At 63.0% G+C, this 20,111-nt stretch carries 17 protein-coding genes; 8 read left to right on the top strand and 9 right to left on the bottom strand.

What is annotated here, in order from left to right; translation table 11 throughout:
* Nucleotides 1–58 precede the first annotated feature (58 nt).
* The 3 genes from KOD61_RS11580 (at nt 59) to KOD61_RS11570 (ending at nt 4,403) form a co-directional block, all read left to right on the top strand.
* Nucleotides 59–2,761, top strand: a complete 2,703-nt coding sequence (locus KOD61_RS11580) for a DUF7657 domain-containing protein (RefSeq protein WP_215218812.1) — start codon at nt 59–61, stop codon at nt 2,759–2,761.
* Nucleotides 2,758–3,141, top strand: coding sequence for an SMR family transporter (locus tag KOD61_RS11575; RefSeq protein WP_215218811.1), 384 nt, complete (start codon nt 2,758–2,760; stop codon nt 3,139–3,141). The genes KOD61_RS11580 and KOD61_RS11575 overlap by 4 nt, the downstream gene beginning before the upstream one ends.
* Nucleotides 3,142–3,206: 65 nt before the next feature.
* Nucleotides 3,207–4,403, top strand: a complete 1,197-nt coding sequence (locus tag KOD61_RS11570; protein WP_215218810.1) for a glycosyltransferase — start codon at nt 3,207–3,209, stop codon at nt 4,401–4,403.
* Between the two features lie 7 nt (nt 4,404–4,410).
* Here the strand turns inward: KOD61_RS11570 and KOD61_RS11565 are convergent, their stop codons facing one another.
* The 6 genes from KOD61_RS11565 to KOD61_RS11540 are packed head-to-tail and all read right to left on the bottom strand — an operon-like array spanning nt 4,411 to nt 10,415.
* Nucleotides 4,411–5,490: a UDP-N-acetyl glucosamine 2-epimerase gene (locus tag KOD61_RS11565; RefSeq protein ID WP_251370588.1), complete on the bottom strand. Its 1,080-nt coding sequence runs from the start codon at nt 5,488–5,490 to the stop codon at nt 4,411–4,413.
* A gap of 52 nt (nt 5,491–5,542) precedes the next feature.
* On the bottom strand, nt 5,543–6,565 hold the full coding sequence (locus KOD61_RS11560; protein ID WP_215218808.1) for a polysaccharide biosynthesis protein: 1,023 nt from the start codon (nt 6,563–6,565) through the stop codon (nt 5,543–5,545).
* 10 nt (nt 6,566–6,575) lie between these two features.
* Complete coding sequence (locus KOD61_RS11555) at nt 6,576–7,700, bottom strand: polysaccharide biosynthesis C-terminal domain-containing protein (protein ID WP_215218807.1); 1,125 nt, start codon at nt 7,698–7,700, stop codon at nt 6,576–6,578.
* Nucleotides 7,697–8,725, bottom strand: coding sequence for a glycosyltransferase family 2 protein (locus tag KOD61_RS11550; RefSeq protein WP_215218806.1), 1,029 nt, complete (start codon nt 8,723–8,725; stop codon nt 7,697–7,699). The genes KOD61_RS11555 and KOD61_RS11550 overlap by 4 nt, the downstream gene beginning before the upstream one ends.
* Nucleotides 8,722–9,663, bottom strand: coding sequence for an electron transfer flavoprotein subunit alpha/FixB family protein (locus tag KOD61_RS11545; protein ID WP_215218805.1), 942 nt, complete (start codon nt 9,661–9,663; stop codon nt 8,722–8,724). Before KOD61_RS11545 ends, KOD61_RS11550 begins: the two co-directional genes overlap by 4 nt.
* Nucleotides 9,663–10,415, bottom strand: a complete 753-nt coding sequence (locus tag KOD61_RS11540; protein WP_215218804.1) for an electron transfer flavoprotein subunit beta/FixA family protein — start codon at nt 10,413–10,415, stop codon at nt 9,663–9,665. Before KOD61_RS11540 ends, KOD61_RS11545 begins: the two co-directional genes overlap by 1 nt.
* A gap of 142 nt (nt 10,416–10,557) precedes the next feature.
* On the opposite strand from KOD61_RS11540, the gene KOD61_RS11535 reads away from it, so the two are divergent.
* From KOD61_RS11535 to KOD61_RS11520, 4 genes are all read left to right on the top strand, one after another.
* Nucleotides 10,558–11,970, top strand: a complete 1,413-nt coding sequence (locus tag KOD61_RS11535) for a mannose-1-phosphate guanylyltransferase/mannose-6-phosphate isomerase (protein ID WP_215218803.1) — start codon at nt 10,558–10,560, stop codon at nt 11,968–11,970.
* A 78-nt stretch (nt 11,971–12,048) separates the two neighbouring features.
* A complete protein-coding gene (locus KOD61_RS11530) occupies nt 12,049–12,789 on the top strand; it encodes a CoA transferase subunit A (RefSeq protein WP_215218802.1) in 741 nt (246 codons plus the stop codon).
* Nucleotides 12,789–13,418: a CoA transferase subunit B gene (locus KOD61_RS11525; RefSeq protein ID WP_215218801.1), complete on the top strand. Its 630-nt coding sequence runs from the start codon at nt 12,789–12,791 to the stop codon at nt 13,416–13,418. The genes KOD61_RS11530 and KOD61_RS11525 overlap by 1 nt, the downstream gene beginning before the upstream one ends.
* Nucleotides 13,419–13,477: 59 nt before the next feature.
* Nucleotides 13,478–14,644, top strand: a complete 1,167-nt coding sequence (locus KOD61_RS11520; protein ID WP_215218800.1) for a nucleotide sugar dehydrogenase — start codon at nt 13,478–13,480, stop codon at nt 14,642–14,644.
* A gap of 68 nt (nt 14,645–14,712) precedes the next feature.
* Here KOD61_RS11520 and KOD61_RS11515 read toward each other — a convergent pair whose 3' ends face one another.
* The gene (locus KOD61_RS11515) at nt 14,713–16,518 is read right to left on the bottom strand and encodes a glycoside hydrolase family 99-like domain-containing protein (protein ID WP_215218799.1); all 1,806 of its coding nucleotides are present in this window, start codon (nt 16,516–16,518) and stop codon (nt 14,713–14,715) included.
* 245 nt (nt 16,519–16,763) lie between these two features.
* On the bottom strand, nt 16,764–18,392 hold the full coding sequence (locus KOD61_RS11510) for an electron transfer flavoprotein-ubiquinone oxidoreductase (RefSeq protein ID WP_215218798.1): 1,629 nt from the start codon (nt 18,390–18,392) through the stop codon (nt 16,764–16,766).
* Nucleotides 18,393–18,583: 191 nt separating this feature from the next.
* Here KOD61_RS11510 and KOD61_RS11505 point away from each other — a divergent pair, with 191 nt between their 5' ends.
* Complete coding sequence (locus KOD61_RS11505; protein WP_215218797.1) at nt 18,584–19,192, top strand: alpha-ketoglutarate-dependent dioxygenase AlkB family protein; 609 nt, start codon at nt 18,584–18,586, stop codon at nt 19,190–19,192.
* A 211-nt stretch (nt 19,193–19,403) separates the two neighbouring features.
* Here the strand turns inward: KOD61_RS11505 and KOD61_RS11500 are convergent, their stop codons facing one another.
* Entirely contained in the window at nt 19,404–20,060 is a 657-nt protein-coding gene (locus KOD61_RS11500; protein ID WP_407074598.1) for an ABC-type transport auxiliary lipoprotein family protein, read from the bottom strand.
* Between the last annotated feature and the right edge of the window lie 51 nt (nt 20,061–20,111).

Raw genomic sequence — 20,111 nt, 5'->3', positions numbered from 1 at the left:
CGATGTCCGGGCCGTTGTCCGCGCAGCTTACGGGTGCCACCCGGGGAATAACTAGGAAATGATGAATTCAGGCGAGCCCGGGGTGGCAGTGGCGCGTTCGTTCGGTGGCGGCTGGCCTGATCGAGGTCGTTGGCTGGGTGCAATCGGGTTCGCCTTGCTCGTCGCTTGGGCACTCAATCTTGCCGGCGTCAGTGCCAGCAAGGTAGATGTCATCCTGGAGGCGCGTACCAGCGCCGGTACCGACGGCGAGATCTTCTACTCAAGCGGTGGCGAGGAATACAGTCCCGAGCGAAGCATTCCCTTTGCACTGATTTCCGATGGGCAGTGGCACGAGTACGTTGTTGAACTGCCGATCAAGAATGGGATTGAACGTATACGCGTGGACCCCGGTAGAAGTGCCGGTGAGTTTTCGCTGCGGAGGATCGACATCGCTGTGCCTGGCGCGCGTCGGACGCTCGTCGGCGCTTCCCTCGCAGGGGCGAAAGGCACCGAGAACCAAATGCGTCTGCATGCAGTGGCAGGTGATGCAGGCGAACTTGTGTGGGTACTGGACGAGCCGGACCCGTTCGTCGATTTTACTCTGCCGAAGGGAGCCGGCAGGGTCGATTTTCGAAGCCTGTTCAACTATTGGTTCGGCATCATCGTCGCGGCGGCCGGCGCATGGATTGTGTTGACTTGGCTCGTGCCATTGGGGTGGCGCCGCTTGCCGACGCGACGTTGGGGTCCTGAACCTTGGCTAATGCGAGGCGCGCGCTTCATGAGCGACGAGGGCATCCTGATCGTATCGCCAAAGGCAGCGGGCGTCGTGGTCGCGCTGTTGCTTTCAGCGGTCGTCTACGTGGGATTGAACCTCCATCAATCCTCCATCGGTGTTTGGGAGGAAATGTATCCCGCAAGACCTGTTGACCAGATGATCGATCTGGGGAGCCCCAAGCACATACGTTCGGATGAGTGGAACACGCAGTCTCCGTGGGTGCTCTCGCAGGTTGCTAACGGGTACGAGTCGCGCAATCCATCCGTAGGTGGCGCGGGTGCTCCGTTGATCGCGAGCCTGCCGGTGGGTGGACCGGCGGCCGTTCTTCAGCCCAAGTATTACGGCTTCCATCTGTTCGGTGTTGAGACCGGATTCTCCTGGTGGTGGGCATACAAGACGTTCGGTTTGCTGTTGTCGTTTTTCTGGCTGTGCGCGCTGCTGACACGAGGTCAGGTCGTCATATCGTGCCTGGGAGCGGTGTGGGTGTATGGGTCATCGTTCACCCAATGGTGGTTCTCGAGCAATCTGCCGGAAATCCTGATCGGGTTTGCATGCGCCGTGATCGGCGCTGCTTATCTGATGTTCGGTCGCCGTCGGAGATGGATGACTGTAGGTGCGGGATTAATTGGATTCTCCGCGCTCAATCTAATGATGCATCCCTACCCGCCGTTCATCATTCCGCTTGCTTACCTGGGCGTTGCGCTCATCGTGGGACTCGCGCTCGAGGACGGGCGATGGGCTTCGTTTCGAAGCATAATCGTTGCGAGAGGCGCGTTGCTGTTGGGAGCGGTTGCCCTGGCGGGTGTCGCCGCCTTCCTTTACGTGCGGCAGGCGCTTCCTACTATCGAGATCATGCTCGCTACGAGCTATCCCGGGCATCGGATTTCTGAAAGCGGGGAGTTTTCGCTCGTCCGGCAGTTCTCGGGCTATTTCGAAGGCCTACGGTCGGATGGACTTTATGTCCCCTTTCCGCCAACCAACGCGTCCGAAGCGTCCAGCTTCATCATCTTGGCGCCCTTCGTTTTCGCCGTTGTGAAGATCAAGTCTCTGCTGAGAAGATCCGGCGCTTTGATTGCGGTCCTCGGCGCCTACTGCTTAGTGGTCGGAGCATGGGTGGGCCTTTCCCTGCCTGGGCCGTTCGAGTGGGTCCTGCAGAAAATCGGTTGGGGCTGGGTGCCGGGTGCACGCGCAATGCTGGGATTCGGATTGGGATCCGTGCTCGCCAGCATCGTGTTGCTGTCCCGCATGGTGAGCGGGGATATTCAGTATCGGTCCGCCTCCGTGCGATTGATGTTCGTCCTGATGGTCGTTCCGCTGCTCCTTGTCTTTGGCGGCTGGCTGCAAGCGATCGACCCGAACTTCTTCACCCTTAAAGTGTTGCTCATCGGAACTTTGGCGTCCGCTTGCATGGTCGCCGGTATAGGTTTGGGCCGTCTTGGCGTTTTTGCCTTCGGATTGATCATGGCGCTGTTGCCCTCGTTGATGGTTAACCCACTCGTAAGCGGACTATCGGCCATCCTCGAAAAGCCAGTGCTGAGCGCCGCAAACGACGCAGACGATCCAAACTCGGATACATGGGCGGTTGTCGGAAATTTTGTCTTTTCACAGGGCTTGAAGGCGCGCGGTCTGCACGTGGTGACGGGTTCGAAGATGGTGCCGGACCGCGCCCTCGTCGACGAGCTAGATCCGTCGGGTGCGTATACGGATGTCTGGAACCGCTATGCGCATGTCGTGTTCGAATCAGCGCCGGCTCTTCCCGAGCCCGCGTTCACCCTCCTGCATCCGGATATGTACCGGGTGTCGCTCAATGTCTGTGGCAAACAGATGGACCGCCTTGGTGTGACCCGGCTGGCGTACACGGATGCGGTGCCGGAGAGCGATCTCGCCTGTCTCCGCGAACTGCCCGCACCAGCCGATAGCGCTGTCCGCCTCTTCGTCAGATTGCCCGGTACAACGGATTCGAACGACGCTCCAGGTCAGACGATTCAACAAGAGACAGTGCAATGATCCGCGAAATCCTGATGATCATCTTCGTCACCTGTTCAACACTGGGCAGCCAGTTGCTCGTCAAACGCGCGGTGACGCAGATCGCCGCGCGCGATCCGGTGCCGACGGGTGTGCAATGGCTTCTGGCCGCGTGCCTGTCCCCGAGCGTGATCATGGCGGTCGCGATCCAGGGGATCGGTTTCATCGTCTGGGTGGTCGTCGTCAGCCGCGTGAAGCTCGGCATGGCATTCGCGATTTCCGGCGCCCTGTTCTACGTACTGATCGCGTTGTCGAGTTGGGTTCTCTACGACGAGCGACTCTCCGCGGCCCAATGGGCAGGGCTGGTGCTGGTGTCGTGTGGTGTCCTGCTGATGACGCTGAGTGGTGGTCGGCCAGGCTGATTCGCTGCGATGTATTCCCGCTTGCTCGCCCCGGGCACTTCTTGTACAGATCACGGATCCGACAGATGAAAATCCTCTGGTGTCACGAAGTCAGCTACCTCGACAAGCCTGTCTACGAGTATCAGGACTTTGCGGAGCGGTTGGCCGGACGTGGGCACGCAGTGGAGGTCATCGACTTCAGCGAGGCTCGGGTCACCTCGTCCGGAACGCAGCGCGTGAGCCGGACCGGTGAGGGCGAGATCTCGCTCACGCCGATCCCCCACGGCAACGTGCCTGTCCTCAAGTACTTCGAGGCGCGAGCACGTTTCCATCGAATGCTCTCGTCGCGGCTGCGCCAGGGCAATATCGATGCGGTCTTCGTCTACTCGGTCTTCATCAACGGCACGCAGGCAATCCGCTTGGCACGCCGACACGGTGTGCCTGCCATCTACCGTGTACTTGATGCGTACCACCAGCTGAGGCCGGATCGTGCCTCGCAGGCCATCCTGCGCGCGGGCGAGCGCTACATCTATCGCAATGCAGACCATGTGCTCGTGACCAACGAAAAGATGGGGGACTACGTGCGCTCGCTGGCGGGGGACGCAGTGCCAGCCAGCGTCCTCGATCATGGCGTGGACTGTGTACACTTCTTGCCGCGCACGCCTGACACCGCGTTGATGGAACGGTACGGACTGCGCGACGGCGACGAAGTGATCGTGTTCCTCGGTACGACATACGCGTTCAGCGGGTTGATCGGGCTAATTCGTCGGATGGCCGACATCGTACGGCGCCGTCCGAAGGCAAAACTGCTGATCGTGGGCGGCGGTGAACTGGACGATGCCCTGGCTGCGGAAGTCAACGCGTCGGGGCTGCAATCCTGTGTGATCCTCACCGGAATGGTGTCGTACCAGGATGTGCCGCGTTATCTGTCTCTCGGTCGGGTGGCGGTGAATCCGTTCGAGATCAACGACATCACGCGAGACATCATTCCGATCAAGATCCTGCAATACCAGGCATGCGGGCTTCCGGTGCTGTCCACGCCCCTGCCGGACCTGCTCCGGAAGCACGATGACGTGCGCTCGGGTGTTCGCTACAGCGCGACGGACGCCTCTGACACCTTCGTCGAGGTGCTGGCCGACATGCTCGATCAGCCGGATGCCACGTTCGAACAAGGGCGACGGGGGCGCCGCTTCATGGAGCGGGCGTTCTCGGTCGACGTCGCGATCGATCATCTCGAAACCACGTTCACGACGCTGGCCGCGGCTCGACGCCGCGGCGGGTGAGGGCGGCTCAGGAGGGTTTGTGCCAAACCTTCCGGTTCACGTAAGACGTGTAGCTGAGCAGGATCCGCAACACCTTGTCCGATACGTTGGTCGCGGCGTAATCGGCAACCAGCCGCGTCATGCGGCCGTCGGCGGTGCCGCGCGACGCGCGCGCAGACTCCACGACGTCCAGGGCCTGGCGTACGTCGCGCAGTTCCAGGCCCGTCATGATGACCGCGCCTTCCTCGAACCCCTCCGGTCGCTCGTGCGCGTCCCGGATGTTGATCGCGGGGAAGTCGAGGATCGACGACTCCTCGGTGATGGTGCCGCTGTCTGACAGCACGGCCTGCGCATGCATCTGCAGGTGGACGTAGTCGAGGAAGCCGAACGGTTTCTCGAAGCGCACGCGATCGGGCGCGCTCAGTCCCAGCGCCTCGATGCGCTTGCGGGTGCGCGGATGGGTGGACACGATGACGTCCGAGTCCCGGTCCACCGCCAGGTGCGTCAGCACGTCGAAGAGCTTGCGCAGCTTCTGATCCGAGTCGACGTTCTCCTCGCGATGCGCGCTGACGACGTAATAGCGACCGTCAACGAGTCCGAGCGTGCGGAGGATCCCGGAGCCATCGATGCCCGGTCGGTAGTGGTCGATCACCTCGCGCATGGGGCTGCCCGTGCAGATGATCTGGTCGGGCGGCAATCCCTCGCGCAGCAGATACTCGCGCGCAATCTGGCTGTAGGTCAGATTGATGTCCGCCAAATGGTCCACGATGCGCCGATTGATCTCCTCCGGCACCCGGAAGTCAAAGCAGCGGTTACCGGCTTCCATGTGGAAGATCGGGATCTTGCGACGCTTGGCCGCGAGAGCCGCCAGACAGGAGTTGGTGTCGCCCAGGACGAGTACCGCATCCGGACGAACGCTGTCCAGAACCACATCCGTTTTCGCGATGATCTGGCCGATGGTTTGGGCCGTGCTCGCGCCCGCGGCCTCCAGGAAGAAGTCCGGCGTCCGAATCTGCAGCTCTTCGAAGAAGATTCCGTTGAGCTCGTAATCGTAGTTCTGACCGGTGTGAATCAGAACGTGATCGCAGTGGCCGTCGAGCATCGCCATGACTCTCGACAGTCTGATTATCTCCGGACGGGTCCCAACAATTGTCGCGACCTTAAGCACGCATCGCCTCCAGCGGACCGAGCTTGGAGACAACTTCCTTCACAGCCTCGATATCCAAGCGATGCGTGTTGTGAGAGGTGTAATCCTCGAGCAGCGAGATTTCGGTCTCGCCTTCGGCCGTGTACTGGTCGTAGTTCAGATCGCGTGCGTCGGCGGGGATGCGGTAGTACCGCCCCAGATCCTCTGCACGCGCCATCTCCTCGCGGGAAACCAGCGTTTCGAAGAGCTTCTCGCCGTGGCGTGTGCCGATGATGCGGATGGACGCTTCACGATCGAGCATTTCAGCGATGGCTTTCGCCAGTACCTGAATCGTCGATGCGGGAGACTTCTGCACGAAGATGTCACCGGGCTTCGCGTGGTGGAACGCGTGCAGCACGAGGTCAACGGATTCATCGAGCGACATGAGGAAGCGCGTCATTCCCGGGTCGGTGATCGTGATGGATTTTCCCGACAACAGCTGACTGACGAAAAGTGGGATCACTGAGCCTCGCGAAGCCATGACATTGCCGTAGCGCGTTGCCGAAAATACCGGGCCACTGCCTTGGCAGGCTCGGGACTTGGCCACCATGACTTTCTCGGCCAGTGCCTTCGACATGCCCATCGCGTTGATGGGATAGACCGCCTTGTCGGTACTGAGAACCACGACACGGGAGACATCGTTCTCGATCGCGGCGTTGAGAACGTTCTCGGTCCCGAGGATGTTCGTCTGCACTGCCTGCATCGGATGGAACTCGCAGGAAGGCACCTGCTTCAGCGCCGCTGCATGGAACACGAAATCCACGCCCTTGAGTGCGTCCTTGACGCTCTGGGGGTCCCGGACGTCACCCAGATAGAACTTCAGTCGATCACTGCTGATCGCCGAGCGCATATCGTCCTGCTTCTTCTCGTCCCGGCTGAAGACCCGGATTTCCCCGATGTCAGAACTGAGGAAGCGCCGCAGCACGGCATTGCCGAAAGAACCCGTGCCGCCGGTGATCAGGAGGCTTTTGCCCTTAAAGGTGTCGAGATTAGTCATGTCATCCAAATCAAAGTGGGTTCGCGATCGTGTCAGGTCTGGAACGGTCGAAGGCTTCATTGGCCCAAAGCATGACGACCATTTCCTCATCACCGATATTCGTGATGTCGTGCGTCCATCCGGGCACGGTCATCACGACTCGCGCATCTTCCGCGACGGTGGTCAGTTCGTATGTTTCCCCGCTGACGACGTGCCGAAAGCGATAGCGGGCAGCTCCCCGGACGACAAGAAATTTCTCGTTCTTCGTATGGTGATAATGGCCGCCGCGTTTGACGCCTGGCCCGGCCGTGAAGAACGAGAACTGCCCAGAGTCGGCTGTGCGCAGCATCTCCGAGAACGCGCCGCGCGCGTCTACGTGGCGGGTTAGCGGAAACGAGAACGACGAGGGCTCGAGGTGGGACAGGTAGGTCGCGTAGAGGGCACGAGTCAGGCCGGTGCCCGTGCGAGGAATATCATGGGTGATCGGCACACTTGCAAACTGCCGCAGCTCCTCCGCCAATGCGCCGACTGTGGTCTCGTATACGGGGCCGATCTCTGCGCGCGGCGGCCGTCCCGAATGGACGGCACGTATATCGGTCACGAGGTGGTCGACCAGATCATCGATGTAGAGCAGCCTGAGCGGAGCGGCCGGATCATGGATGTCCAGCGCCTCTCCGCGTGCGACCAGATGGCAGAACGTAGCGACCGCGGAATTGTAATGAGGTCGGCACCACTTGCCGAAGACGTTCGTTAGACGATACGAGATCGTCGTCGCACCGGTCCGCGCGGAATACCCCTCGAGGCACTGCTCCGCATCCAGTTTGCTGCGCCCGTAGGCGTTATCCGCCACAGCCTGCGTAGACGAGGAGAACAGAACCGGCTTCGGCGCTGCCGCTTCGAGAAGGCGGACGAGCGTCTCGGTGCTCCCCACGTTCCCGCTCCCGAACTCCGACTCGGTCTGTGGTCGATTGACGCCAGCCAGGTGAACAACCACGTCGCAACTTCCGACGGCGTCGGCCAGTTCCGCCGGGGAGGTGCGTCGGGTCACTGGATGCACGACGAACTGTGCTGGGTCCTCTGACAGCCTGACGACCAGATTCTTTCCGATGAATCCGTCCGCGCCCGTCACCAGGACGGATGTGGGCCCATCTGTCATGCCGAAGTTCCTGTTCTGGGTTGTATGGAGTCAGGATCCTGTGGCAACCGTCCCGCAACGGGTATTCGCGGCACCGACTGCATATCCCACATCAGGAAGGCCAACAGCAGTTGCAGGCCGATGATGATCGGGAGCGCCGCCAGCATCACCGTGCCGGCGGTGGCCGGCGCTCCTGCCTGCGACAGCCATTTCCATGCGCCGTAGACGCTTCCCCCGAACACCAGCGCCGCGCCCAGAAGCAGTTGCAGGGAGGCGGCGGACATGTCGCGCAGAAAGTAGTTGTAGAAAAGGCGCTTGGAGAAGTTCCGCAGGTGACCGCGAAGGAAATCGCCCAGAATCCGGGAGATCTTGAGGTTGCTGACCTCGTCGTTGTAACGGGCCGCCATCGGAATGTCGACGACCACTGCCCTGAGTGTATTGAGGCGGAACAGCATGTCCGACTCGAAGAAATAGCGGTTACTGATGCGCTCGGTCGGCAGATGCGCTGCCACGCGGGCGTGAATGGCCGTATACCCGTTGGTCGGATCGAACAGATCCCAATAGCCACTAGACGCCTTCGACATGAACGACAGCCCAGCGTTGCCCAAGAGTCGTATCGGCGGCATTGATCGCACCATGGCCAAGTCATAGAACCGGTTACCTTTAGTGTAATCCGCCTTGCCCTCGATAATCGGCGCCACGAAACGGCTGAGCAGTTCGGGCGGCATCTGGCCATCGCCGTCGATCTTCACCAGGATGTCGGCACCCGCTTCGAGCGCAGCGCGATAGCCGGCGATCACTGCACCTCCAACCCCCAGGTTCTGCGGATTCCAGAGCACGCGGACCCGGGGATCGCGGCAATGCTCGGCGACGTAATGCCCCGATCCGTCCGGGCAGGCATCGTCGACCACGAAGATCTGTTGACACTCACCGTTGATGCGTGCAATGACATCGAGGATGTGACGGGTGACCCGATAGCTCGGGATGATCACCGCAATGCGCGGGGTGGCAAACCTTTCGCGTCCCGCCGCGTCACAGGTAGTCACCCTAGCGCGGCCTCCAACTCCGGCAACACCTTGAAGAGGTCTCCCACCAGCCCGTAATCGGCCACCTCGAAGATCGCCGAATCCGCATCCTTGTTGATCGCCACGATGGTACCGGCGTCCTTGATGCCCGTGAGGTGCTGGATCGCGCCAGAGATGCCCACGGCGATGTAGAGCTCGGGGGCAATAATCTTGCCGGTCTGGCCGACCTGCATCTCGTTGGGCACGTAGCCGGCGTCGACGGCGGCGCGGGAGGCGCCCACGGCGGCGCCAATCCTGTCGGCGAAGTCGTAGATGATCTTGAAGCTCTCCGCCGAGCCCACGCCGCGGCCGCCGGATACCACCCGCTTGGCGCTCTGCAGGTCGGGGCGGTCGGACGAGCCCGCGGCGAGGCCGATGAAACGGCTGTGGGTCGGCAGCTCGGCCTGCACACTCGCGGCTTCTACCGGCGCGCTGCCACCCTTGCCGGCCTCGGACCACGACGCCGTACGCACGGTGGCGACCACGATGCTGGCGGCAGGTGCCTCGACGGTGATGATGGCGTTGCCGGCGTAGATCGGGCGCTTAAAGGTGTGGCTGCCCTCCACCGACATCACGTCACTTACCTGCGGCACGCCCAGCAGCGCGGCAACGCACGGCATCAGGTCCTTGCCGAAGGTGGTGGAGGGGCCGAACACATGGCTGTAGCCGTCGGCCAGCTTCGCCACCTGCGGTGCGAGCACCTGGGCCACGGCCTGCGCGTTGGCTTCATTGGTGACGGTCAGCACGCGGGCGACGCCATCGATCTGCGCGGCCTCGGCGGCAACCGCGGCCGGGTCGGCAGCCAGCACCACGATGTCGATGGCTTCCGGCGACAGCGCCAGCGCGGCGGTCACGCACTTGGCGGTGGAGGCATTGAGCTTGCCGTCGAGGTGCTCGGCGACGATCAGGACCTTGGACATCAGAGGAGCCCCTTCTGCTTGAGTGCGGCGACCAGTTCGGCCGCGTCCTTCACCATCACGCCCTTGCTGCGCTTGGGCGGCGGTGCGTAGGCGGTGGTCTTAAGTCCTTTGCCGGCCTCCACGCCGAGGTCGGCAAACGGGATCGCTTCCAGCGGCTTGCTCTTGGCCTTCATGATGTCGGGCAGCTTGATGAAGCGGGGCTCGTTGAGGCGCAGGTCGGTGGTGACCACGGCCGGCAGGTCGACTTCCAGCGTCTCAAGGCCGGCGTCGACCTCGCGGGTGACGGTGGCCTTGCCGTCGGCAACCTCGAGCTTGGACGCAAAGGTCGCCTGCGGGCGGCCCCAGATCGTCGCCAGCATCTGGCCGGTCTGGTTGGCGTCGTCGTCGATGGCCTGCTTGCCCAGGATCACGAGGTCCGGCTGCTCCTTCTCGATCAGCTTGAGGAAGATCCGCGCGGCCGTCAGCGGCTGGATGTCCTGGCCCGCCTCGGTGACCACGTGGATGGCGCGATTGGCACCCATCGCCAAGCCGTTGCGCAGGTGCGCCTGGGCATCGGCAGGCGCGATCGTGGCGACGATCACTTCGGTGGCGATGCCCTTGTCGCGCAAGCGCAGGGCCTCTTCCAGCGCGATCTCGTCGAACGGGTTGGCCGACAGCTTGACGCCATCGGTGACCACGCCGGAGCCATCCGGCTTGACCTGGATGCGGACGTTGTAGTCCACCACGCGCTTGTATCCGACGAGGATCTTCATCAGTTGCGGGGTCCTTGCAGGGGCGACGGCCGGGGCCGCCGCGCAACGAAATTCGGCCGGTCATTCTAGCCGACACCCGACGGTGGCGCAGGGTAGGGCGGGTGCCGGGTATCCTTGCCCCACCCGCAACGAGGAGTGGACGATGCTGCATCCGGTGGTGCTCAGTGGTGGCAGCGGGACGCGGCTATGGCCGTTGTCGCGGCAGGACCGACCGAAGCAGTTCCTGGCCTTGATGGGCGAGCACTCGCTGTACCAGGAGACGGTCCTGCGCGCGCTCGGGATACCCGACGTGCAGCCCCCGATAACGGTTTGTAGCGATGCCCACCGTTTCACCGTCGGCGAGCAGTTGCAGGCGATCGGTGTCGGCAGCGGCGGCATCGTGCTGGAACCGGTGGCTCGCAATACCGCGCCGGCGATCGCGCTCGCGGCGCTCCATGCGGTCGCAACAGACCCGGACGCCGTGCTCCTGGTCATGCCGGCCGACCACCTTATCGAGGACGAAGCGGCCTTCCGCGCCGCGGTGGAGCACGCCGTCGAGCTGGCTGAGAAAGACTGGCTGGTCGCGTTCGGCATCACGCCGGACTACGCGGAAACGGGCTATGGCTATATCCGGCGTGGCGAGCCGCTGGGCGACGACGGGTTCCGGATCGAACGATTCGTCGAAAAACCCGGGCGCGCCACCGCCGAGCAATACCTCGCCGACGGCGGGTACTCATGGAATTCCGGCATGTTCCTGTTCAGTGCCAGGCGTTACCTGGAGGAGCTCGGCATCCATGCGCCAGCCATCCTGCAGGCCGCGCAGGAGGCATACGCCGGCGCCGGTGCAGACCTGGACTTCATCCGTGTCGACGCGGAGGCGTTCGCCGCCAGCCCCAGCGACTCGATCGACTACGCAGTGTTGGAGAAGACCGAGCGCGCCGCGGTGGTACCGGTCAGTTGTGGCTGGAGCGATATCGGCTCGTGGTCGTCGCTGTGGTCGGTGGCCGAACGTGACGAGGCCGACAACCGCACCGAGGGCGACGTGATCGCCGTCGACACCCGGGGCAGCTTTGTCCGGGCCGCCGAACACCGGCTGGTGGCGACGGTAGGGGTGGACGACCTGGTCATCATCGACACGCCGGACGCCACGCTTGTCGCGCGCAAGGACCGGGTCCAGGACGTAAAAGCGGTAGTCGATCGGCTTAAGGCCGATGGCCGCACCGAACACCTGTCGCACCGCAAGGTGCATCGACCGTGGGGAAGCTATGACTCGATCGGCGTCGGGCCGCGGTTCCAAGTGAAACGCATCACCGTCAAGCCCGGCGCCGCGCTCAGCCTGCAAAAGCACCACAAGCGGGCCGAGCACTGGATCGTCGTGTCCGGCGTGGCGGAGGTCACCTGCGACGACCGCGTGTTCGACCTGCATGAAAACGAGAGCACGTTCATCCCGCTGGGCAGCGTCCACCGGTTGCGCAACCGCGGCACGGCGCCGGTCGAGCTGATTGAGGTGCAGTCCGGCAGTTACCTCGGCGAGGACGATATTGTCCGGCTCGAGGATGTGTACGGTCGCTCCTAGCCATTGCCCTAACGTACGCTTCGGTCCGGCCAGCTCCCCGGGCTAGACTTGGGCGATCCCGTTCAGGAGTTGTCCGACATGGCCCAGGCCACTGTTGCGCCGCCGTCAGCCGGTGGCGCCAAGAGCAAGCTCTACCCCGACGCGAAGACGGCGCTGGATGGCGTCGTCGCGGACGACCAGACCCTGGCGGTTGGTGGCTTCGGCCTGTGTGGTATTCCGGAGGCACTTATCGAGGCATTGCGCGACTCGGGCGTGAAGGGGCTGACCGCGATTTCGAACAATGCCGGCGTCGATGGCTTCGGCCTAGGCCTGCTGCTGGGCACCCGGCAGATCCGCAAGATGATTTCGTCCTATGTCGGCGAGAACAAGGAGTTCGAGCGCCAGTTCCTTGCGGGCGAGCTCGAGCTCGAGTTCAACCCGCAGGGGACGTTGGCCGAGCGGCTGCGTGCCGGCGGTGCAGGAATCCCGGCGTTCTTCACCGCGACCGGCTACGGCACGGTCGTGGCCGAGGGCAAGGAAACCCGCGAGTTCGACGGCAAGCACTACGTGATGGAAACCGCGCTGGTCGCCGACGTCGCGCTGGTCAAGGCCTGGAAGGCCGACAAGGCCGGCAACCTCGTGTTCCACAAGACCGCGCGCAACTTCAACCCGGCCTGCGCGATGGCGGGCAAGGTCTGCATCGCGGAAGTCGAAGAGGTTGTCGAGGTCGGCACGATCGATCCGGACCACGTGCACCTGCCCGGCATATACGTCGACCGCATCGTGCACAACCCGAGCCCCGAGAAGCGCATCGAACAACGCACCGTGAGGAGCGAGTAATGGCCTGGACCCGCGAGCAGATGGCGCAGCGCGCCGCGCAGGAACTCACCGACGGTGCCTACGTCAATCTCGGCATCGGCCTGCCCACGCTGGTGGCGAACTACATTCCTGACGGCGTGGACGTCTGGCTGCAGTCGGAGAACGGCCTGCTGGGCATCGGCCCGTTCCCGACCGAGGAGGAGCTCGACGCCGACCTGATCAACGCCGGCAAGCAGACGGTGACCGCGCGCGCGGGGGCCAGCTACTTCGGCAGCCACGATTCCTTCGCCATGATCCGCGGCGGCCACATCGACCTGGCGATCCTCGGCGCGATGGAAGTCACCGACAAGGGCGACCTGGCCAACTGGATGGTGCCCGGCAAGATGGTCAAGGGCATGGGCGGGGCGATGGACCTGGTGGCGGGCGTCAAGCGCGTGGTCGTGCTGATGGAGCACACCACCAAGACCGGCGATTCCAAGATCCTGCCCGAATGCACGCTGCCGCTGACCGGCGTCGGCGTGGTCAGCCGGATCATCACCGACCTGGGGGTGATGGACGTGACGGCTGATGGGTTGAAGCTGATCGAGTTGGCGCCGGGCGTTGGCCGCGAGGAGTTGCAATCTCGCACCGCGGTCCCCTTGGTGAACTGACTTCAGCCGGAAACGAACCGGCGCTACGTTGTGCCAGTCCGTTGCTTCCGGGTGACCCAATGAAGATCGCCATTGTCGGCGCCGGCTATGTCGGCCTGTCCAACGCCGTGCTACTGGCGCAGCGCGATGAGGTCGTTGTACTGGACATCGATCCAGTAAGGGTCGCCCGGGTAAACGGTCGTGAGTCGCCCGTCGAAGATGTCGATATCGGGCGCTTTCTGGCCGAGCAGCCGCTCCAACTGCGAGCCACCCTGAACCCGCGCGAGGCTTACGAGGGCGCGGCATTCGTCGTCATCGCAACACCGACCGACTACGACCCGGCCACCAATCACTTCAACACGAGCTCCGTCGAATCCGTCATCAAGGACGTACTGGCGATCAATCCGGCGGCGACGATGGTCATCAAGTCGACGGTGCCAGTAGGTTTCACTGCCGAGGTGCGCCAGCGCTTCGGCGTCGACAACATCATTTTCTCGCCCGAGTTCCTGCGCGAGGGGCGGGCACTGCATGACAACCTGTACCCGTCGCGCATCATCGTCGGCGAGCGCTCGGCGCGCGCCGAGACATTCGCGGAGCTGTTGCAACAGGGCGCGATCAAGCAGGACGTCCCGGTGTTGTTCACCGATTCGACCGAGGCCGAGGCGATCAAGCTCTTCGCCAACACCTACCTGGCGATGCGGGTGGCCTTCTTCAATGAACTGGACACCTATGCCGCGCGCCACGCGCTGGATACGCGCCAGATCATCGAGGGCGTCGGGCTCGATCCGCGGGTCGGGAACCACTACAACAACCCGTCGTTCGGCTACGGTGGGTATTGCCTGCCCAAGGACACCAAGCAGCTGCTGGCCAACTACCGGGACGTGCCGCAGAACCTGATGCGAGCGATTGTCGACTCCAACACCACCCGCAAGGACTTCATCGCCGAGGAAGTCATCCGCCGTAACCCGAAGGTGGTCGGCATCTACCGGCTTGTGATGAAGGCCGGCTCCGACAACTTCCGCGCCTCCAGCATCCAGGGGGTGATGAAGCGGATCAAGGCCAAGGGCATCGAGGTGATCGTGTATGAACCAGTGCTCGATGCGCCGAAATTCTTCCGCTCGCGCGTAGTCAACGACCTGGATGCGTTCAAGCTAGAGGCTGACTTGATCGTGGCCAACCGCATCACCGATGATATTCACGACGTCGTCGACAAAGTCTACAGCCGGGACCTATCAGGCGCGGACTGAGCTCCGGAAAGATACAAGGCGCCGTGGGGCCGGTCCGCCATGGTTCGACGGAATTCATCCCCTGAGATCTAAGAACGCACGTCTGGCGACGATACCGTGCCAATCCTATAGCCAGCCTGGCGCGCGGATATGGCGAATAATCTTTCGACCGCATGGGCGAGCGTGCCATCCACTTGGGAATCTTCGCATTCGAAGTCGTCTTCATCGAAGTCCAAGTCCAAGAGGGGGTAAAGCGCCGTATTTCTTACCCAGAACATACTGCCCGTTACGAAATCCATGGCGCCTAAATTCACCTCGTCGTCGCGAAGTCCTATTTGCATCGCGATTTTGGATACCGTTTCTCTGTTATCCCCCCAGAAGCTAGCGAGCGTATGGAGTTGTCCATCAGGACTGATTAACCCCAATGTTGCATCATCCTGTAAAGCCTTCAGGCAATCCGCAAAGTTAGAGGGCTCAAGCAGAGAATCCAGGATCTTATTGCGCCACTGACCTCCGTCGGTCCGGTGCGGCGAAATCTTTGTGTGAAGTTTTAGAATCAGTGAGTCCTTATTGGAGAGGGAGTCATTCACTATTCGCAGGAACGGGAGTATATCCCGGCCTCTGTTTTCGTAGATTCGATAATCCGCATTGAGGCCATGCGCCTTAACGGACGTTTCGACGGATGACAACTTTTCTGCAGTAGTACTGATAATTATGTGTAATTCGTAGGACAGCTTGGTGAGTCGAAGAAGTATGTCTTCGAGCACGTCGGGATACCACGCGTGTATTACAACGCAAACTCGAGGCTGAAGCGGGGGCGGCCGCAGCAAGCGAGGCTGAATTGCTCGGCGGGTAGCATCCAAGAATGCATGTCCGTGCCGCATATCAGGTTCCATCACGGCTGACTCCGCCCATTCGTTCCATGCGTTAATGAAAATGAATCGTGACGACGCCGGGATGTCGGCCATTCTGTCGTTGATCGTCTTTTCCAGCCAAGCGCCGAAGACACGTGGGGATGCGTGCAGATAAGACCGCCCTCGTCCGGGACGACGTGCTTCATTGTCCCACCCACAATTTACGCCGGGAAACAAACGATAGTCGGGAAGTGCGCGTCCGCTATATTCATTTGCCACATCCCGCCAGTCTAACGCCTCGCCTTCGAATCGTGGATTCAGCAGCGACTGACGGTGGGTCACGTTAGTTGGTGCCGAAAGATTTGGTGGAAACTCAATTGCGACATCAAATCCTATAGCTCGTGGGTCTGGGCGCTCGAACGATTGCACATATCCTATGCAAACTTCGCCGACATCATTATCCAAGCACCATTTTCGCCATCGGGCGCAAGTGGCCTTAGGGTCGGGCAACAACCCCGGACGATATACGAGAAGTAAAGGCTTCCCGTCTACCCTGAGGTAGCGCGGATCGCGGAGATACTTGGCGATGTAGGAAATGAAATGAATATCATCCTCGGGCGAGTGGTCTTGTTCAATGAGGATGTCCTGCGAGCGGCCATCCCACGTGCGCGTCCAGTTTTCGTTTGCCCAACAAAGACACATGGGAAGAGTTATTTCTTTTTCTTCCAGCCATTGACGGTGAGGCCGCTCCAGCAACCGCTTGCCGCCAAACCAGTAAAAATACATGCAAAACGCACCCACTCCGTATTGTTGTGCCAATTTGGTTTGCTGGTGCAACACCCTGGGATTGTTTAAGTCATAGAATCCCAAGTCTCGGGGAAGTCGCGGCTGTTTGTGCCCTTCAAACTGAGGAAGAGCGCGGGTAACATTCCGCCATTCTGTAAACCCGGCTCCCCACCATTTGTCATTCTCTGGAATTGTATGAAATTGAGGCAAATAAAATGCGACCAATGTCGCTGGTAGCTCTTTGGGAGCAGTCATGTTGCTGTGTTCGACGAAACTGAGTGCTCGGCCCCCAGAGCACACCCGGGGGCGACGCTCAAGGCCCGCTGTAGCTTGTCCCCTCGGAGTATGAGGTCGAATACTCGGAAATCGCTCAAGAAACCCTTGGCGTAGCGCATCCCGAGTCGCGACACCTATCGGCAGTGCGCGAAACGCTACGCGTAGGGCACGGAAGAGCGCATGGCGCAACGTGGCGGAAGACAGTTCATGGTTCATGAAGGCGATTACAGGTTCTGGTAATTCGGCCCCGAGCCGCCTTCCGGCGTCACCCAGGTAATGATCTCGTACGGGTCCTTGATGTCACAGGTCTTGCAGTGCACGCAGTTGGCGGCGTTGATCTGCAGGCGCCGGCCTTCGGCTTCGTCCTCGACGATCTCGTAGACGCCGGCGGGGCAGAAGCGGGTGCAAGGGTTGTCGTATTCCTCGGTGCAACGGGTCACGCAGATGTCGGTGTCGGCGACCTTGAGGTGGACGGGCTGGTCCTCGTCGTGTTCGGTCGCGGCGAAGTACACGCCGGCAAGGCGGTCGCGCGGGGCGAGGGTGCGTTCGACGTAGTCGCGTTCGGGTGACTCGTACTCGCCGATTTTCTCAAGGCTGCACCAGTCGGGTGTGTTCTTGAGCGTCCATGGCGAACGGCCGCCGGTGATGGTTTCCCACGCAGCGTTGAGCATCCCCAGCCACAGGCCCTTTTTGAAACCGGGCTTGATGTTGCGGACCTTGCGCAGCTCGGCCATGGCGTCGGAACTGCGCAGTCGCGCGTCAAAGCCGGCGGGGTCGAGCGAGGTCGCGATCAGGTGCTCGGCGGCGAGCATGCCGCTGCGGATCGCCTGGTGCGTGCCTTTCACCTTGGGCACGTTGAGCAGGCCGGCGGTGTCGCCGATCAGGATCGCGCCGGGCATCTCGACCCTGGGCAGCGACTGCCAGCCGCCGGTAACGATCGCGCGTGCGCCGGCCGAGACGATCTCGCCGCCTTCGAGCAGCGGCTTGACCATCGGGTGGTTCTTCCACTGCTGGAAGGCCTCCCACGGCTTGTAGCGCGGGTCCTTGTAGTCGAGGCCACTGACGTAGCCCAGCGCGATCCGGCCCTTGTCGAGGTGGTAGACGAAGCTGCCGCCGTAAGTGCTGTTGTCGGCCGGCCAGCCGAAGCTGTGCACGATCTTGCCGGGGCTGACGCGGTCCTCCGGCACCTGCCAGAGCTCCTTGATGCCGATCGAGTACCCCTGCGGGTCGCTGTCGGCGTCGAGTTCGAACCGCTTCACCAGCCGCTTGGTCAGGTGGCCGCGCGCGCCCTCGGCGAGCACGGTGACCTTCGCGCGGATGTCGATGCCCTGGGTGTAGCCGGGCTTGTGCGAGCCGTCTTTCGCCACGCCCATGTCGCCGATGCGCACGCCGATGACCTTGCCGGTGTCATCGTGCAGGGTCTCGTCGGCGGCGAAGCCGGGGTAGATCTCCACGCCCAGCGCCTCGGCCTGGGGTGCCAGCCAGGCGCACATCGCACCGAGGCTGACGATCACGTTGCCGTGGTTGTCCATCCCCGGCGGCACCGGCAGCTTGCGGCCACCATCCTTCGACAGCAGCCAGAACTCGTCCTCGGTCGCCGGCACGCAGATCGGCGGCGGGTTGTCGCGCCAGCCGGGCAGCAGGGCATCGAGCGGACCGGTCTCGATCACCGCGCCCGACAGGATATGGGCGCCGATGGTCGAGGACTTCTCGATGACGCAGACCGTCGTTTCCGCAGATAGCTGTTTGAACCGGATGGCCGCCGACAGCCCGGCCGGGCCGGCGCCGACGATGACGACGTCGTACTCCATCACGTCGCGTTCGGTCTCGGGGGCGGTGGTCGGGTCGGTCATGGCGGGCTCCTGCTTGCTGGCCGTGGATTGTCGCGGGTTTGGGGGCGGGGCGCCAAATAGGCGCGGGATGCTGGCGCGTTGTAGGAGCGGCTTCAGCCGCGATCGAGGCGGTGACGCGGGCAGACGGTCACACGATCGCGGCTGAAGCCGCTCCTACAGGAGCTGGGGAAACGGCGTGCTAGCGTCGCCGCATGGCGCTGCAACCACTGCCGCTGGAGGGTGCGGAACTCGGGTTCGACCCGGAGTGGCTGCCGGCCGGGGATGCGACAGCACTGTTCGGGGAGTTGCGCGCGGCGATTCCGTGGGAAGTCCACCGGATCCGGCTGTTCGGCCGCGAGGTCGACAGCCCGCGGTTGAGCTGCTGGATCGGCGATCCGGATGCGACGTACCGGTACTCGGGGGTGCGGTTCGAGCCACGCCCGTGGTCGGCGGCGCTGTCCGACCTACGGGACCGCCTCGAACGCGAGCTCGGCACCGGCTTCAACAGCGTGCTGGCCAACCTTTACCGCGATGGCCGCGATGCGATGGGCTGGCACAGCGACGACGAACCCGAGCTGGGGCCGGCGCCGGTGATCGCTTCGGTCAGCCTGGGCGCGACTCGGCGATTCGTGCTGAAGCACCGGCGCGAGCCGGACCGCAAGCTCGCGCTCGAGCTTCCCGCAGGCAGCCTGCTGGTGATGGCGGGCGCCACGCAACGCAATTACCGGCATGCGCTGCCGCGTACGGCGCGCCCGGTCGGTGGAAGGATCAACCTGACGTTTCGCAGCATTGGCCGAACCGTCGGCCCCGGGGTCTTGTAGGAGCGACCTAAGTCGCGATGCGGGGTCACGGAGCGTGGTCGTGATTGGACGGAATCCGCGCTTCGGCCACGTAGAGCGCGCCGACCGTCGGTGGACGACCGTCAGTGGGTCGCGACTTACGCCGCTCCTACCGTTCCTTGATGGCCCCGCCCGTCATGGGGGGAGTCGTCGCAGTCCCGCAAAGCGCCGCGGGCCGTGCTGCCCGGAGAACCTAGGGATGCTCGGCGGCGTGCGCGTTGCCGCTGGTGAGGACCCAGCCGGCGACGTCGCCGGCCACTGCGCCCAACCCCGACTCGAATGCGGTGACGACGTCGCCGACGCCGACGCTGGCGGCTGGCACGGCCTGCAGGAAGGTCCGTGCCGCGACGACTTGCTGGTCGGGGGCGTGCAGCAGTTTCGCGTTGACCTCGATCGTCGCGGCCGGCACGGATCCGCCGGTGCCGCCGGTGTAGTCGGACTCGAACCGCCGCAGGTCGAGCACCAGCTTGTAGTCGGCGCTGATGCCGCTGCCCTGGCGGGCGATGGCGGGTATGCGGTCGGAATCCTCCAGCGCCCGCAGCACGGCATCCTCGAGCATGTCCGAGGGCGTCTTGGCCCATACGGCGCCCTTGTAAACCTGCAGTTCGTTGGGCGCGGGCCGCACCGCGATGCGCAGGCTGTCGTTCATCTGCGACGCGGTGGCGCGCGACAGTGACAACTGCCAGTCGACGCTCGGCCAGCCAGTGGTCGCCTCGACGCGCGGGTCGGGTGCATAGATGGTGGCGCGCTCCTTCCCGCCGCCCCCCAGCAGGGAGCAGCCGGCGAGCAGGGTAGCCGCGAGCAGCGTCGACCAGCGCAGGGCCACGGCGGTGGCGCGCGTCGGGAGCAAGCGTGCCGGCGCTGCCGCGCGGTGCGGACGATGGCGGACGTGGGCGGAGGC

The organism is Lysobacter luteus (assembly GCF_907164845.1).
Classification (GTDB): Bacteria; Pseudomonadota; Gammaproteobacteria; order Xanthomonadales; family Xanthomonadaceae; genus Novilysobacter; species Novilysobacter luteus.
The sequence above is the reverse complement of the archived record's forward strand: the minus strand, read 5'-3'. Positions and strand labels throughout refer to the sequence as shown.

What these genes read in the sequence shown, in the direction of transcription:
- KOD61_RS11555 (WP_215218807.1), bottom strand. Translation starts at nt 7,700, where the DNA reads ATGACAGATGGGCCCACATCCGTCCTGGTGACGGGCGCGGACGGATTC.
- KOD61_RS11575 (WP_215218811.1), top strand. Translation starts at nt 2,758, where the DNA reads ATGATCCGCGAAATCCTGATGATCATCTTCGTCACCTGTTCAACACTG.
- KOD61_RS11580 (WP_215218812.1), top strand. Translation starts at nt 59, where the DNA reads ATGATGAATTCAGGCGAGCCCGGGGTGGCAGTGGCGCGTTCGTTCGGT.
- KOD61_RS11530 (WP_215218802.1), top strand. Translation starts at nt 12,049, where the DNA reads ATGGCCCAGGCCACTGTTGCGCCGCCGTCAGCCGGTGGCGCCAAGAGC.
- KOD61_RS11570 (WP_215218810.1), top strand. Translation starts at nt 3,207, where the DNA reads ATGAAAATCCTCTGGTGTCACGAAGTCAGCTACCTCGACAAGCCTGTC.
- KOD61_RS11560 (WP_215218808.1), bottom strand. Translation starts at nt 6,565, where the DNA reads ATGACTAATCTCGACACCTTTAAGGGCAAAAGCCTCCTGATCACCGGC.
- KOD61_RS11545 (WP_215218805.1), bottom strand. Translation starts at nt 9,663, where the DNA reads ATGTCCAAGGTCCTGATCGTCGCCGAGCACCTCGACGGCAAGCTCAAT.
- KOD61_RS11565 (WP_251370588.1), bottom strand. Translation starts at nt 5,490, where the DNA reads ATGGCGATGCTCGACGGCCACTGCGATCACGTTCTGATTCACACCGGT.
- KOD61_RS11515 (WP_215218799.1), bottom strand. Translation starts at nt 16,518, where the DNA reads ATGACTGCTCCCAAAGAGCTACCAGCGACATTGGTCGCATTTTATTTG.
- KOD61_RS11525 (WP_215218801.1), top strand. Translation starts at nt 12,789, where the DNA reads ATGGCCTGGACCCGCGAGCAGATGGCGCAGCGCGCCGCGCAGGAACTC.
- KOD61_RS11535 (WP_215218803.1), top strand. Translation starts at nt 10,558, where the DNA reads ATGCTGCATCCGGTGGTGCTCAGTGGTGGCAGCGGGACGCGGCTATGG.
- KOD61_RS11520 (WP_215218800.1), top strand. Translation starts at nt 13,478, where the DNA reads ATGAAGATCGCCATTGTCGGCGCCGGCTATGTCGGCCTGTCCAACGCC.
- KOD61_RS11505 (WP_215218797.1), top strand. Translation starts at nt 18,584, where the DNA reads ATGGCGCTGCAACCACTGCCGCTGGAGGGTGCGGAACTCGGGTTCGAC.
- KOD61_RS11510 (WP_215218798.1), bottom strand. Translation starts at nt 18,392, where the DNA reads ATGACCGACCCGACCACCGCCCCCGAGACCGAACGCGACGTGATGGAG.
- KOD61_RS11540 (WP_215218804.1), bottom strand. Translation starts at nt 10,415, where the DNA reads ATGAAGATCCTCGTCGGATACAAGCGCGTGGTGGACTACAACGTCCGC.